The sequence below is a fragment of the Actinomadura atramentaria DSM 43919 genome, assembly GCF_000381885.1.
Lineage (GTDB): Bacteria > Actinomycetota > Actinomycetes > Streptosporangiales > Streptosporangiaceae > Spirillospora > Spirillospora atramentaria.
Genome location: NZ_KB907208.1, coordinates 206,421 through 220,236 on the forward strand (window position 1 = coordinate 206,421; position 13,816 = coordinate 220,236).

Genomic DNA, 13,816 nt, shown 5'->3' on the forward strand with positions numbered 1-13,816 from the left:
GGGCCGCGCGGTTCGTCCGGGACGCTGTGCCGCACGCCTGGTCCGGGACGCGCTCCCTGCCGCCCCCTAGGCGCCTCCGCCGCGCGGTTCGTCCGGGACGGCTTCCGCGCCGCGCGGCTCGTTGCTGCGTGCGGCCGGTTCGCGCTGCGCCGGTGTCCCGGGAGGCGCATCGCGCCGGGCGGCGCGTTCCGCGGGTGTGGCACGCTGGCCGTGGTCTTCGGTGCGGGGAGTCGGTCGGATGATCTTCGCGGTGGCGCAGCCGGTGTGCGCGGCGCACGACGTGGCGGCGAACGCCGTCGCGCACGCGGACGCCGTGCGGCGGGCGGGCGCGCGGGTCGTGGTGTTCCCCGAACTGTCCCTGACCGGGTACGAGCTGGACGCCGCGCCGCTCGCGCCGGACGACGACCGGCTCGCCCCGCTCGTCGCCGCGTGCGCGGAGACCGGGACGCTCGCGCTCGCGGGCGCTCCGGTCCCCGGCCCGCACATCGCGACGCTCGCCGTGACGGGCGGCGGCGTCCGCGTCGTTTACCGGAAGATGCGGCTCGGCGCGGCGGAGGCCGAGCGGTTCGCGCCCGGCGACGAGCCGGGGCGCGTCGTCGTGGACGGCGTCCGGATCGGCCTCGCGATCTGCAAGGACACCGGCGACCCCGCGCACGCGGCCGCCACCGCCGCGCGCGGCGTCGACGTCTACGCGGCCGGGATCGTCCACGCCGCCGACGAGGCCGACGTCCACCCGGCCCGCGCCCGCCGCATCGCGACGGCCCACGGCGTCCCGGTCGCCCTGGCGAGCTTCGCCGGCCCGACCGGCGGCGGCTACCTCCGCACGGCGGGAAACTCGGGCATCTGGTCCCCGACCGGCACCCTCTTGGCCCACACCGACGCAACCCCGGGAACCCTGGCCACCGCCGAACTCTGACCGACCGCGCGCGACCCCGCCTCGCGGCCGGCGGGTCGAGCGGCCGCCGCCTCTCTGATCTGGCCGCCACGCGCAACACCCTGCCTCGCGGACGGCGTGGACCGGGCCGTCGATCTGGACCCGGCCGCGTGCGCAACCCCCGCCTCGCGGACGGGTGCGGGCCGGGCCGTCGATCTGGACCCGGCCGCCGCGCGCACCACTCCGTCCTGCGGCCGGCGGGTCGGACTTGTCAGGAGCCGGTGACCGCCACCGCGCGGCGGTATTCGCCGGTGACGGCGGGGGCGGCGGGGCGCGCGCCGGTCGGGGGGATCTTCGTCAGGTACTGGATCAGCGTCGTCGCGGCCATGCGGTTCGGGAAGGAGCGGCGCGGCGTCAGCCCGGTGAGGTCGCCCGCCACCTGGATCTTCGCGCGGCGGGCGGCGCGGTAGCTCTCGTGCCGCCGCAGCACGTACCAGACGAGCGCGCCGCCGTCCGCCGTGCGCAGCGCGTACGCGGGCGTCCGGTCGGGGACGAACCGCGTCGTCAGCCGCACGCCCCGGCGGCGCAGCGCCGCCTGGCCCGCCAGCACGGCCCGGTGCGCGCGGACCGCGTCCGGCCCCGTCGCGAGGACGGCCGCCCCGGGCGCGCCCGGCCCGCCGGTCAGCAGCGCGGCGTGCGCCGCGCCGAGCCGCGCGGGCGCGACCGGGTACCCGGTGGACGTCGGCGGCACCGCCGTCGCGTAGCCGTGCGCGTCGAGCGCGACGCGGTCCAGCACGTCGGCGGCGGGCAGCGGGTCGGCGGCGAGCAGCCACGCCGCGCCCGGCCGGTCCTTGGCGAACAGCAGCGCGTGCCGCACCGTCCCGCCGGGGCCCCGGCTCAGCGCGCCGACCGTGAACCAGCGCGGATACCCGCTCACGCGCGGGATGTAGTACGTCGCCCGGCGCAGGTCGACCGGCGCGGGGCGGCGGCCCGCCGCGCGCAGCCGGGTGAGGGCGGCCAGGTCCATCATGAGCTGCGGCCCGCTCTCGACGGCCGCGAGCCCGGTGCCGTCCAGCGTCGCCGACGCGTGCCGGGCGATGGCCCCGTACCGGGCCAGCACCCGTTCGGCCTCCGCCCGGTCGATCGCGGGATCGGGCGCCGCGCCGCGCCCCGGCGAGCAGGCGGCGGCGCACGGGACGCACAGCAGGACGGCCGTCAGCGCGGCGGTGGCGCGGCGTGCGGGCATGGGGCGGCCCCCGGGGGTGAGGCGGGTACGGGTGCGCCGCCCATCATCGCAGTGTCACCGCAGGGTGACACTATGAATGCGGAATGACCGTTATGCCAGGCGGATTACTCGGCCTCGCGCTGCCGCAGCCAGCGGATCTCGGCCTCGATGAACTCGTCCAGGTCGCCGTCGAGCACCGACGTCGGGTTCCCGACCTCCACCCCCGTGCGCAGATCCTTCACGACCTGGTACGGGTGCAGGACGTAGTTACGGATCTGCGTGCCCCAGCTACTGGTGCCCTCGCCGCGCAGGGCGGACATCTTCTCCGCCTCCTCCTGCCGCTTGCGCTCCAGCAGCTTGGACTGCAGCACGCCCATCGCCGTCGCCTTGTTCTGCAACTGGCTGCGCTCGTTCTGGCAGGACACCACGATGCCGGTCGGCAGGTGGGTGATCCGCACCGCCGAGTCGGTCGTGTTGACGCCCTGGCCGCCGGGCCCGGACGAGCGGTACACGTCGATCCGCAGCTCGGTCTCGTCGATGTCCACGTGGTCGCTCTGCTCGACCACCGGCACCACGTCCAGCCCGGCGAACGACGTCTGCCGCCGCGCCTGGCTGTCGAACGGGGAGATCCGGACGAGCCGGTGCGTGCCGTGCTCGCCGCGCAGCGTGCCGTAGGCGTAGGGGGCCCTGACGGTGAACGTCGTGGACTTGATCCCGGCCTCCTCGGCGTAGGAGGTCTCGTAGACCTCCGTCGGGTAGCCGTGCCGCTCGGCCCAGCGCAGGTACATCCGCTGGAGCTGCTCGGCCCAGTCGGCGGCGTCCACCCCGCCCGCCTGCGCGTTGATCGTGACGAGCGCCTCGCGGGCGTCGTACTCGCCGGACATCAGCGTGCGGACCTCGAGCTGCTGGACGGACTTGTGCAGTCCGGCCAGCTCGTCGTCGGCCTCGCGGCGGGTGTCCTCGTCGTCCATCTCGTCGGCCAGCTCGTACAGCGTGGCGACGTCGTCGAGGCGCTGGCGCAGCCCCTCGACGCGGTTCATCTCGCTCTCCAGGTAGGAGAGGCGGCGCGTCACCGACTGGGCGTGCTCCTGGTCGCTCCACAGCTCCGGGTCGGCGGACTGCTCGCGCAGCTCGGCGATCTCGCGGCGCATGGCGTCCAGGTCGAGGACCTGCTCGATGCCCGTGAGCGTCGAGCCCAGTTCCTTGAGCTGATCTTTTGCGTCGATGGCTGCCACGCCCCCGAGCCTATCGCCGTCGCGGGACTGCCCGAGCGCGGACCGGACGTGCCCGGCGACACCGCCCGCCGAGCCCGCGCCGCCCGGCCAGGGTGGCAGAATGTCCGATCGGGCCGGCGCGAAGGACGCGCGGGACACGGCCCGCCCGGACGTTGCGCCGGGCTCGTCCGGGGGGCGGGGCGTGGACAGGACCTCTTCGAGACCGGCGGCGGTCGCCGCGGCGCTGCTGCTGGCGCTGTCCGGTCTCGCCGCGTGCGGGGGCGAGGAGCGCCCGCGCGCGCGGCCCGCGCCGCTGCCGAGCGTGCCCGAGCCCGTCTCCGAGCCGCTGACGCCGCAGGTCGCCGACCGGGAGTTCCGCACCTACGTCGCCGACGAGGACGTGGCCCGCGCCTCCGGCGACGAGCGGTTGGCGCTGTCCTGGACGTCCGACGGCCAGTCCGCGCTGACCGCCGCCGAGTTCCGCCGCGCCGCCTTCGACGGCGACCCGGTGCGCCGCTTCACCTACGGCAAGCCGAAGCTGTGGGTCCCGAAGCTGAAGGAGGACGTCTACCCGCAGTGGTTCGTGGCGTCCGTCCCGCGCACCGTCGCGGGGAAGCCGAAGTCGACCGGCACGGCGCTGATGGCGTTCATGCGCCGCTCCGCCGAGACCGGCTGGCGGCTCAGCTTCAGCACCGAGCTGCGGCCGAAGGCCAAGCCGCCCAAGGTCGTCGTGGACGCGCAGGGCTACGCCGAACCGCTCGCCACCACCGACGAGACCGTGCTGATCCGGCCCCGCGAGGTGCCCGGCATCCAGGCGACGATGGCGTCGGAGGGCCCCGACAGCGTCGCCGCGAAGGTCATGAAGAAGGGCGACCTCACCTCCGGGTACTACAAGCAGACCCGCAAGGAGAGGAAGAAGGCCGCGGACAAGAAGTTCACGCGGCAGATCGTGTTCGTCGCGACGCCCTACCCGTACTTCTCGCTGCGCACCGAGCACGGCGGCGGGCTCGTGCTGTACTCGCTGTTCCGCAACAGCGTGACGCGCGGCGACGTCGAGAACCCCAAGATCAAGCCCGCGATCCCGGGCAACGTGGCGCACCTCCTGGACGGGACGGTCGAGGGCGTCGAGATCGACGTCACCGAGGCGTACCAGTACGCGGTGACCGACCCGGCGCGCGCCAAGAAGGGCAAGGCGCAGCCGAAGGCCGACGTCGTCGGCTCGACCGGCGCGCCCGTCAAGGCGAACACGCCCAAGCTGAAGGACTGAGCCGCGCGCTCAGGCCGCGCAGCGCTGCAGCAGCAGCGCCCCGAACAGCAGCGCGAGCAGCGCAGCGAGCACGAGCACCGGTGGGATGGACGGCCCGTCGCCGTGCATGCGGGCGCGGACCGCGCGGCAGCTCGGGCAGCGCCCCTCGCTCACCGGATGCGAGCAGTGTGCGCAGATCAGGTGGTCGCAGCTCATCCGGCTGCCCCTCTCAGCGGGATGTTCCTGGCAGGAAGAACTTTAGGCTCCGTTTCGCGCCATTAGGCATGGGCTGGCGGTAAAGTCCTGCGAGAACGCTGGGGGGCGCGAGTGGTCGGGGCGGTGGACGTCCGCCCGTACACTGCTCGGTGCGTCCCGGTTACCGAACCGAGACGCGCCGGAGCCCTGCCGGTGACCTTCGTCTCGACGCCGGTCGCCGCCGGCGGGCCTTCGGTCCCCTGGAGTCGGCCGTCCCTCGCCCGGACGGCCTCGCACTGGAGGTGACCCATCGGCCGCAGCGCCGGCGGTATGATTCCGCCCCGGACTCCTCGCCGGGAGACCCCGGCGGCCCCGTGGCCGCGCCGGGCCCGGCGGACCGACGTCCCGCCCGCCCGCCCGGCGGCGCGGCCCAGCCTCGGCGCGAGTGCGTCAGCTCCGCGCGACGACCGACGAAAGACGCGACTCCTCCCGCACGAGACCTCGCGGGTCCTTCGCAAGAATGGTGCTGAAACCGCCGTGATGCAGCCGTGATCCACTTCGACAACGTCACCAAGGTCTACAAGACCCAGAACCGGCCGGCGCTCCAGCATGTGAACGTCGGCATCGAGAAGGGCGAGTTCCTCTTCCTCGTCGGGCCCTCGGGCTCGGGGAAGTCGACGTTCCTGCGGCTGATCCTCAAGGAGGAGCGGCCGTCGCAGGGGCACGTCCACGTGGCGGGCAAGGACCTCAGCCGCATCAGCAACTGGAAGGTCCCGCACCTGCGCCGCCGCATCGGCTGCGTGTTCCAGGACTTCCGGCTGCTGCCGAACAAGAACGTGTTCGAGAACGTCGCGTTCGCGCTGGAGGTCATCGGCAAGCCCCGGCGGTTCATCAACAAGGTGGTGCCCGAGGTCGTCGACCTCGTCGGCCTGGAGGGCAAGGCGCACCGGATGCCGAACGAGCTGTCGGGCGGCGAGCAGCAGCGCGTCGCCATCGCCCGCGCGTTCGTCAACCGCCCGATGATCCTGCTCGCCGACGAGCCGACCGGGAACATCGACCCGGCCACCTCGATCGGCATCATGAAGGTGCTCGACCGCATCAACCGGACCGGGACCACCGTCGTCATGGCCACCCACGACGCCGCGATCGTGGACGCGTTCCGCAAGCGCGTGGTCGAACTGGAGGACGGCCGCGTCGTGCGCGACCAGTCGCGCGGCGTCTACGGCCAGGCGTACTGACCGGGCGGCCCTGCCGGGCCGCAGCCACACCCCGTCCGGACCGCGGCCGCGGCCGACCGGACCCGACGCTCCCCGCGGGGCGCAGGCGATCAAGGACAGCGAGGAATGCGCGCACAGTTCGTTCTCCAGGAGATCTGGATCGGTCTCCGCCGGAACCTCACGATGACCATCTCCCTCGTCATCACCGTCGCCATCGCCATGGCGCTCTTCGGCACGGGGCTGCTCATCCGCAACCAGGTCAGCGTGTCCAAGGACTACTGGTACGACAAGATCGAGGTCTCGGTCTTCCTCTGCGCCAAGACCAGCTCCAACCCCGCCTGCCGCAAGCAGGACGCGACGCAGCAGCAGAAGGACGACATCAAGGCGACGCTGGAGAAGATGCCGCAGGTCGCCAAGGTCGAGTACGAGACGCGCGAGCAGGCGTACGCGCGCTTCAAGGACCGTTTCGAGTCCAACCCGTCGTTCGTGAACAGCACGCGGCCGGGCGACATCCCCGACTCGTTCCGCATCCGGCTGAAGGACCCGCAGCAGTACAAGGGCGTGGTCGAACCGCTGATCAGCAAGGCCGGCGTGGACCAGGTGATCAACGAGCAGGAGATCCTGAAGAAGTTCTTCAAGATCCTCAACGGGCTGCAGTGGGCGGCGCTGCTCATCGCGCTGTTCCAGGTGGTCGCGGCGGTCCTGCTCGTCGGCAACACCGTGCGGCTGTCGGCGTTCAACCGGCGGCGGGAGACGGGCATCATGCGGCTCGTCGGCGCGTCGAACACCTATATCCAGATGCCCTTCATCCTGGAGGGCGCCATCGCGGGACTGATCGGCGGACTGTTCGCCGCGATCCTGCTCGTGTTCTCCAAGACGTTGCTGCTGGACCGGCTCGCCGGGCAGATGCAGTTCACGACGCAGTTGAGCTGGGGCGCGGTGCTCGCCGTGATCGTCCTGTCCATCTGCTTCGGCGTGCTGTTGTGCGCGGTCGCCTCGTTCCTGACGCTTCGGCGCTACTTGAAGATCTAGCCCGGGGTCCGTCCGGCTCGCCCTAGACTGACCGCATGTCGCGGTACCCCGGTCGTGCGCTGCGCGCCGGAGCCGTCACCGTGGCCGTCGTCTGCGCGTACGGCGCGGGGCTCGCCACCGCCTCCTCGGGCGGCGGCGAGCACCCCGTCCGGCAGGAGGGCTCGCGGTCCCCGCTGGACGAGGCCGCCGCCGCCATCGCCGAGCGCTCCGCCGACCGGACGACCCGCGCCGACCTCGACGACGCCGCCATCGCGGCCATGCTGCGCTCCCTGGACGACAAGTGGGCGCGGCACTACACCGCCACCGAGTTCGACGACGTGCGCGGCCGCCTCGACGGCGGGTACAGCGGCGTCGGCGTCTGGCTCGGCACCGCCGGGGACGGCCGCGTCCGCGTCGCCAGCGTCCAGCCGGGGTCGGCCGCCGCGCGGGCGGGCGTCCGCCCCGGCGACGTCGTCGCCGCCGTCGGCGGGACCGCCGCCGCGGGCTGGGACGTCGCCCGCGTCGCCGCCGCGCTGCGCGGAACACCCGGCGCGCCCGTCGCGTTGACGGTGGAGCGCGGTTCCGCGCGCAAGGACTTCCAGCTCGTGCGCGCGGCCGTCGAGGACGGCGACGTGTCGGTGTCGGAGCTGCCGGGCGACGTCCGGCTGGTCCGCGTCGGGGCGTTCACGCGCGGCGTCGGCGGGCGGGTGCGCGCCGCCGTCACGCGCGATCCGGCCGCCGTGCGCGGCGGGATCGTCCTGGACCTGCGCGGCGACCCCGGCGGGCTGCTCGCCGAGGCGGTGTCCACCGCGTCGGCGTTCCTGCCGGGCGGGCTCGTCGTCACCTACGAGCGGCGCGACCGGCCGCCCGAGCCGCTGACCGTCACCGAGCCCGGCGACGCGCGCACGCCGCTGGTCGTCCTGGTGGACTCGGGCACCGCGTCGGCCGCCGAGGTCGTCGCCGGAGCCCTCCGCGACCGGGACCGCGCCGTGATCGTAGGATCGCGTACTTATGGAAAAGGGTCGGTCCAGGAGGCGTACCGCCTGTCGGACGGCTCGGCGGTCGAGCTGACCGTCGGTCGCTACCGGACGCCGAGCGGCCGTAACCTCGACGGAACGGGGATCGAGCCCGACGTGGCCGTCTCCGCCGACCTACCGCCCACCGAGGCCGAACGGCGCGCCCGCACCGTGCTGAGCGGTCTGCGAGCCGCACTCCCGGAGAAGGACTGAGATCCGTGCCACGTGAGACAGGGCGCAAGCTCATCGCCCAGAACAAGCGTGCCCGCTTCGACTACCAGATCGACGACACCTGGGAGGCGGGCCTGGTGCTCATGGGCACCGAGGTGAAGGCGCTGCGCGCGGGGCGGGCGACGCTCAGCGACGGATACGCCCACGTCATGGACGGCGAGGTGTGGCTGGAGGGCGTCCACATCCCCGAGTACACGCAGGGGACGTGGACCAACCACGCGCCGCGCCGCCGCCGCAAGCTGCTGCTGCACCGCCGCGAGATCCAGAAGATCGTCGCGAAGACGTCCGAACCGGGCTGGACGCTGATCCCGCTCGCCCTGTACTTCAAGGACGGCAAAGCCAAGGTCGAGATCGGGCTCGGTCGTGGTAAGAAGTCCTACGATAAGCGACAGGCGATCGCCAAACGGGAGGCCGACCGCGAGATGGCCAAGGCCGCGGCGGCCCGGTTCAGGAGACGGTGAAGGGTTGTCGATGCACAGGCGAGCACGGCTGCGCCGGCTGATCGCGGGCGCGGGGTGCGCCGCCCTGGGGGTCGGGGGGCTGACGGCCTGCACCGACCCGTCGCCGACCCCCACCGTCCGCGACTTCCTCATCGCCTGGCAGGTCGGCAACTACCAGGCGGCGGCCAAGCTCACCACCGGCGCGCCGCGCGCGGCGGTGGCGTCGGCGCTGTCGCAGGTCCGCGCGCAGCTCGACGCGGCGTCGCTGCGGCTGGCGATCGGCGCGCGCGACTCCACCGGGCAGGCGCGCGGCGTCGCCATCGCCAAGCCCGCCTCGGACCGGGCGCTCGCCCGCTTCTCGATCTCCATCGACCTCGGTGAGAACGGCGAGCCGTGGCGGTACGCCAGCTCGATGGAGCTGCGGCAGGTGAAGGGCGACTGGCGGGTCGTCTGGAAGCCGTCGATCATCAACCCGCGGCTCGGGCCGGGGCAGCGGCTCGCGGTCGTCAGCGAGGACCCCGAGCGCGCGTCGATCCTGGACTCCAGCAAGCGGTCGCTGCAGAAGACCGTCACGGCGGACGTCTTCGGCGTCTACCCGGGACGGGTGGGCGACGCGCGCAAGACGCTCGACCAGCTCGCGTCCGCCGCCCGCAAGGAGGGCGGGATGTCGCTGGACGTGGACCGGCTGCTCGGCCGCGTCCAGTCCGCGCCGCCGAACACGTTCCTGCCGCTGCTGACGCTCGTCCGCCCGGCGGACAACGCGCTGATCCTGCGGCTCATGCGGGTGCCGCAGCTCGAACGGCGGACCAGCAGCGAGCCGATCGGCGCGGCGGCCGCGCCGGAGGTCGTCGGCGGGCTCGGGCCGGCGACGTCGGAGACGCTGCAGCTCGTCGGCGCGCCCTACCAGCCGGGCGACACGATCGGGACGAGCGGCATCCAGCTCGCGCTGCAGCGGCGGCTCGCGGGGATTCCGACGGTCCGCGTCGTCGCGCAGGACCCGTCCGGCGCGAACACCCAGACGCTCGCGTCCTGGCCGCTGACCGACTCCCCGGCGAACCACCCCAAGGACGTTCAGACCACCCTGAACCGCAATCTGCAGAACCGCGCCGACAACGCCCTGGCCGGGGTGAGCGCGCCCGCGTCGCTGATCGCGCTGCGCGCCGGGACGAACGAGGTCCTGGCCGTCGCCAACCACGGCACGGACGGGCGCAACCTGGCGATGGAGGGCAGCTACCCGCCCGGGATGACGTTCGGGATCGTCACCGCCGACGCGCTGCTGCACGCCGGGCTGACCGGCGCGACCAAGACCGAGTGCCCCGGCAACGCGACCGTCGGCAACTCGACGTTCACCAACAAGGCGCACGGCAGGCAGACCCTCGAACGCAACTTCGGGGCGGGCTGCGCCACCACGCTGGCATCGCTGTCGTCGCACGTCTCCGCCGACGCGCTGCTGCAGGCCGCCGAGCGGTACGGCTTCGGCAAGGACTGGGCGCTCGGCGTGCCCGCGTTCACCGGCTCCGTCCCGCGGCCCGCCGACGACGCCGCCAAGGCCGCCGAGATGGTCGGCGAGGGCGGCGTCCGGATGAGCCCGCTGGCGATGGCGACGGCCGCGGCGGGCGTCCTGAACGTCACCTGGCGGCCGCCGTTCCTGCTCGCCGACCCGGCCGCGACCGACGCGCCCCCCGCGCGCCCGTTCGACGTCGCCACGACCGCGGACCTGCAGAAGCTCCTGCGCCGCGGCGTCGTGTCGGGGACGGCCCGCGCCGCGAACGTCTCCGTGGGCGGCAAGGTGTCCGGCGTCGTCGCCACCGTGGACTACCAGGAGAACGGGCGGACGAAGACCGTCTCGTGGTTCGTGGGCTCCCGGCCCGACCTGGCGTTCGCCATCGCCGTCGAGGGCAAGGTCAACCCGGCGGCGCTGGCGGCGCGGTTCCTGACCGGAGCGCACGTCCCGAGCACGACCACCAAGCCCGCGACCCCCGAGACCCCCGGCTCCACCACGACCCCGGTCACCCCCCGCTGAGCCCCCGGCAGCCCTTCCGTTGGCGCGCTCCTAGCGCACGCCGCCCGTGGCACGTCGGGCTTTGGGAGGCTCTTTGCGGTCCGATGTGCAACCGTCCGCGGCCTTCCTGGCGTCTTTCCTGGTGACTGGGGCACCGCTCGGGGGGTTGCGGACCCAGTCACCGACCAGAGCCTCGTCTCGGGGGAGGCTCTGCCGTCCGGACCGGCCTGACCCTGCCGGTCGGCCCCGGTGGGCGCGCTCCGCGCCCGCCGGGGCCATCTCGTCGTCCGGGGGCGTGCGGACCGGCCGGAATACCGTTGGCGTCCGCCGCGTTCTCCCTATATCGTCGGTACGGCGGACGTCCTTCGGGACCGGCCGCGCTTGACAACTCAACATGGGGGTGACCGGCTTCGACTTCGGTAGGTCGAGCCAGGGGAAGCGGGTCGAGGGTTGCCGTCGTGACCTCGAAAATCCTGTGACGGCAAAACAATAACTGCCAACAAGAAGCAGTCCGAGTTCGCCCTCGCCGCCTGAGCGAGGAGCGAACTCTGTCAGCCCGGGAGAGTCTCCGACCCGGGGTCTGGCATCGCTAGGAGACTCCACCTGCACGCCCGGTCGCGGGGTGCGTAGGAACACTTAACAGCGACTGAGCCCGTCGGCGACACGCCTGCGTGAGCGCCGGGGCTGAGAAAACGACTAGCAGGCTGCGCCCGGAGAAGCCCTGTCTCATCACCGAAGGACGCGGGTTCGATTCCCGCCACCTCCACCATCTGACGTCCCGCGCGGCGTCCCCAGTGGCCCCGCTGCCTTCGGCAGCGGGGCCACCGGCGTTTCCGGGGAAAGCGCGAGCCGTCCCGGCCGTCGGCCCGCGCCGCGTGACCCGTTCGCGTGTGGCGGGCGGGTGACGGGCGGGTGGCCGCCGCGTAGCGCGAGGGCGGCTGGTGGTTTACCGGCGCTGTCGACCAGGTCAGGCCGCTGCGCGGCAGAACCGGCCGGGCGCGCGTCGCGTCCCAAGGCGGCCAGAGCCTCCCGCCCCAACCTCAGGGACCACGCATGATCCGTACTCTCGCCCTCACCGCGCTGCTCGCTGCGGGTACCACCGTCCTCGCCGCGTGCGACACCGGCACCGAGCCGACCGCCGTGCAGTCGGCGGACCACGGCGGCGGCAAGGGCGGTGGCGCGCCGGCGAAGAAGGTCACCGTCGCCATCGCCGCGAAGCGCGTGGCGTACGACGCGGGCCCGCTCGACGACGGCACCCCGCACAGCTGCGTCAAGATCACGGTGGTCAACCACCGCAAGAAGAACCTCGCGGTGAACCCGCTCTACTTCAGCCTCGTCGACAGCAAGGGGGAGAAGCATGAGGTCGACGTCACCGCGACGGAGGACCAGATCCCCACGACCACGCTCGCGCCCGGCGAGAAGGCCAAGGGGACCGTCTGCGCGGAGAAGAAGTTCGTGCCGCACATCGTCGCGATGACCGACGAACTCCTGCAGGAGCAGGCCCGCGCCGAGGTCGGCTGACCCGGCACAGCGAACGGCCCGGCCCCGGATCTCCGGGGCCGGGCCTGTCTTGCTTCATTGTCGGGGGTGGTGGAACGGTGGGTTGGTCTGGGTGTTGTCGGGAGGGTGGGGGTTGGTTTGGGCGGAAGCGTTGTGGTGGCGTTGTGCGTGGTTTTCGGGGTCGTGGCAGTGATGGTTTGGGGGTTCTTGGTTTCGGAGTGGCGGGAAGTGCGGGTGCCGCCGGTGCCGCATGAGCCTGGGTCGTATTTCGCGCTGCGGATGGTCGCTTGGGAGCGGGCTCCGGAAGTACTGGCGCGGTGGCAGGACGGGGGTTTGCTGGCTGGCGGGGGGTTGGTTGAGGGGGTTGCCGTTGCAGAGGTTCTTGCGGTGCTCGACGGGGTTGGGAGTGAGGACGGGGGCGGGATTCCGGCGCGGGTGCGGTTGCGGGGAGCGGGCGGGTCGGAGACTGTCGTGCATACCGAGGTTGGGGACGTTCGGAACGTGCGGCCGGGGACGTTCTATCCGGTTCGGCCGATGCCTCGGGGGCGTAGTCATGTGCTCGGGGACACCGTGACGCCGGCCTTCGATTTGTCGGCTGAGGACGTCGGTCGTTTGTTGCTCGATCATCGGTTGAGTCTTGGGTTGATTGACGGTGATGCGTACAGCGCGCTTCTCGGCAGGCGGGCGGAGGCCGTTGGGCTTGTTTCCGTGCGGGCTACGGGGCGGGTTCGGGCGGGGCACATTGAGGTTGAGGCGGTGGTTGATCACGGCGGGCAGAGATTGACGGTGCGTGGGTTTCTGCGGCCCGAGGAGATCGCTACCGCTCGGCATGTCGGGCGGTTTCTCGTCGCTCGATCGGCGGAGGGAGCGTTGGCGCTGTGGCCCGCGTGGTACTGACATGAGCGGGGTTCCCGACGCGTTCATGCTGGACGCGCACGCTCGGCGGCTCCGGCGGGTGCGGGCGCGGCGGCGCGTCATCGTGCCGCTCGCCGTGGGCACGATCGTCGTCGCCGCCGTGCTCGTCGGCATCGGCTGGCCGACGGTTTTCGTTCTGATGGGGACATTCCTGGTGCTCGCGATACTCGGGTGCGAGGGCTTTGTCCGGGAGGACGACGCCGAGCGTCCGCGTCCTGATACCGCGTTGGAGGTCGCGGTCGTCGTCGGGGTCGAGATCACCAGTTGGGCGCACGCCGAGCAGGAGATGCACGACGTCCGCGTCATCGCCCGGCCGCTCGGTTCGGCCACGGATCAGCTCGTCCACGGGTATCGGCGGTTCCCCGCCGCCCGAGGGTGCCGGATCGCTCCGGGGATGGTTTTCGGGTTCCGCCGCTATCCGACGATGGCGCATCTCGTCTGGATCGAACCCGACGTCGATCCGCTCGCTCTCGTCGGGCTCCGCGCGGGAACTGAAGAGGCGTTGAGATCGGGCGGGGAGGACGCGGAAGTCGAGTCCGTCGCCATTGAAGACGAGCCCGATGGGGACTGGTGGGTCACCGCCGTCGAAGTTCGTACGGGAAATGGCGAAAGGCTGACGGAACGCACGCACCGGCTGCCCGAAGAACTCGCGCAGTTCGGCACCGGAGAACGCGTGCGGATCGTCCGTGACGGAAGCGCCTGCTTGATCGTGCCCCGCACGTTCTGAGCC

The 13,816-nt window shown here is 72.7% G+C and carries 12 protein-coding genes and 1 other RNA gene; 10 read left to right on the forward strand and 3 right to left on the reverse strand.

Translation table 11 applies throughout. From position 1 onward, the window contains the following. The first annotated feature begins 238 nt into the window (after positions 1 to 238). Positions 239 to 916, forward strand: coding sequence for a carbon-nitrogen hydrolase family protein (locus G339_RS0100930; RefSeq protein WP_019629201.1), 678 nt, complete (start codon positions 239 to 241; stop codon positions 914 to 916). Positions 917 to 1,145: 229 nt separating this feature from the next. Here the strand turns inward: G339_RS0100930 and G339_RS0100935 are convergent, their stop codons facing one another. Beyond that, positions 1,146 to 2,120 (reverse strand): DUF8094 domain-containing protein, encoded by a 975-nt coding sequence (locus G339_RS0100935; RefSeq protein ID WP_019629202.1) that lies wholly within the window; start codon positions 2,118 to 2,120, stop codon positions 1,146 to 1,148. A gap of 104 nt (positions 2,121 to 2,224) precedes the next feature. Continuing rightward, entirely contained in the window at positions 2,225 to 3,334 is a 1,110-nt protein-coding gene (prfB, locus tag G339_RS0100940; protein WP_026341032.1) for a peptide chain release factor 2, read from the reverse strand. A 100-nt stretch (positions 3,335 to 3,434) separates the two neighbouring features. On the opposite strand from prfB, the gene G339_RS0100945 reads away from it, so the two are divergent. Beyond that, positions 3,435 to 4,580 carry a DUF8094 domain-containing protein gene (locus G339_RS0100945; protein ID WP_019629204.1) on the forward strand — a complete coding sequence of 382 codons (1,146 nt, stop codon included), beginning with the start codon at positions 3,435 to 3,437 and terminating at the stop codon, positions 4,578 to 4,580. Positions 4,581 to 4,589: 9 nt separating this feature from the next. On the opposite strand, the gene G339_RS0100950 is transcribed toward G339_RS0100945, so the two are convergent. Continuing rightward, positions 4,590 to 4,775, reverse strand: a complete 186-nt coding sequence (locus G339_RS0100950) for a hypothetical protein (RefSeq protein ID WP_019629205.1) — start codon at positions 4,773 to 4,775, stop codon at positions 4,590 to 4,592. A 527-nt stretch (positions 4,776 to 5,302) separates the two neighbouring features. Between G339_RS0100950 and ftsE the strand changes: the two genes are divergently transcribed. From ftsE to G339_RS0100990, 8 genes are all read left to right on the forward strand, one after another. Next, positions 5,303 to 5,992, forward strand: coding sequence for a cell division ATP-binding protein FtsE (gene ftsE / locus G339_RS0100955; protein WP_019629206.1), 690 nt, complete (start codon positions 5,303 to 5,305; stop codon positions 5,990 to 5,992). A gap of 105 nt (positions 5,993 to 6,097) precedes the next feature. Next, positions 6,098 to 7,003: a permease-like cell division protein FtsX gene (ftsX, locus tag G339_RS0100960; RefSeq protein WP_019629207.1), complete on the forward strand. Its 906-nt coding sequence runs from the start codon at positions 6,098 to 6,100 to the stop codon at positions 7,001 to 7,003. Between the two features lie 35 nt (positions 7,004 to 7,038). Next, positions 7,039 to 8,211 carry a S41 family peptidase gene (locus G339_RS0100965; RefSeq protein WP_019629208.1) on the forward strand — a complete coding sequence of 391 codons (1,173 nt, stop codon included), beginning with the start codon at positions 7,039 to 7,041 and terminating at the stop codon, positions 8,209 to 8,211. Between the two features lie 5 nt (positions 8,212 to 8,216). After that, positions 8,217 to 8,690: an SsrA-binding protein SmpB gene (gene smpB / locus G339_RS0100970; protein ID WP_019629209.1), complete on the forward strand. Its 474-nt coding sequence runs from the start codon at positions 8,217 to 8,219 to the stop codon at positions 8,688 to 8,690. A gap of 10 nt (positions 8,691 to 8,700) precedes the next feature. Beyond that, entirely contained in the window at positions 8,701 to 10,692 is a 1,992-nt protein-coding gene (locus tag G339_RS0100975; RefSeq protein WP_019629210.1) for a penicillin-binding transpeptidase domain-containing protein, read from the forward strand. A 375-nt stretch (positions 10,693 to 11,067) separates the two neighbouring features. Continuing rightward, positions 11,068 to 11,440: a transfer-messenger RNA gene (gene ssrA / locus G339_RS37320) on the forward strand. Between the two features lie 284 nt (positions 11,441 to 11,724). Further along, positions 11,725 to 12,192 (forward strand): DUF4352 domain-containing protein, encoded by a 468-nt coding sequence (locus G339_RS32110; RefSeq protein ID WP_019629211.1) that lies wholly within the window; start codon positions 11,725 to 11,727, stop codon positions 12,190 to 12,192. A 901-nt stretch (positions 12,193 to 13,093) separates the two neighbouring features. Continuing rightward, positions 13,094 to 13,813, forward strand: coding sequence for a hypothetical protein (locus G339_RS0100990; protein WP_157407228.1), 720 nt, complete (start codon positions 13,094 to 13,096; stop codon positions 13,811 to 13,813). Positions 13,814 to 13,816: the final 3 nt, after the last annotated feature.

Bases quoted from the DNA above. Each gene is read 5' to 3' on its own strand.
- G339_RS0100950 (WP_019629205.1), bottom strand. From the start codon at position 4,775: ATGAGCTGCGACCACCTGATCTGCGCACACTGCTCGCATCCGGTGAGC.
- G339_RS32110 (WP_019629211.1), top strand. From the start codon at position 11,725: ATGATCCGTACTCTCGCCCTCACCGCGCTGCTCGCTGCGGGTACCACC.
- ftsX (WP_019629207.1), top strand. From the start codon at position 6,098: ATGCGCGCACAGTTCGTTCTCCAGGAGATCTGGATCGGTCTCCGCCGG.
- G339_RS0100975 (WP_019629210.1), top strand. From the start codon at position 8,701: ATGCACAGGCGAGCACGGCTGCGCCGGCTGATCGCGGGCGCGGGGTGC.
- G339_RS0100945 (WP_019629204.1), top strand. From the start codon at position 3,435: ATGTCCGATCGGGCCGGCGCGAAGGACGCGCGGGACACGGCCCGCCCG.
- G339_RS0100930 (WP_019629201.1), top strand. From the start codon at position 239: ATGATCTTCGCGGTGGCGCAGCCGGTGTGCGCGGCGCACGACGTGGCG.
- G339_RS0100935 (WP_019629202.1), bottom strand. From the start codon at position 2,120: ATGCCCGCACGCCGCGCCACCGCCGCGCTGACGGCCGTCCTGCTGTGC.
- G339_RS0100990 (WP_157407228.1), top strand. From the start codon at position 13,094: ATGCTGGACGCGCACGCTCGGCGGCTCCGGCGGGTGCGGGCGCGGCGG.
- G339_RS0100965 (WP_019629208.1), top strand. From the start codon at position 7,039: ATGTCGCGGTACCCCGGTCGTGCGCTGCGCGCCGGAGCCGTCACCGTG.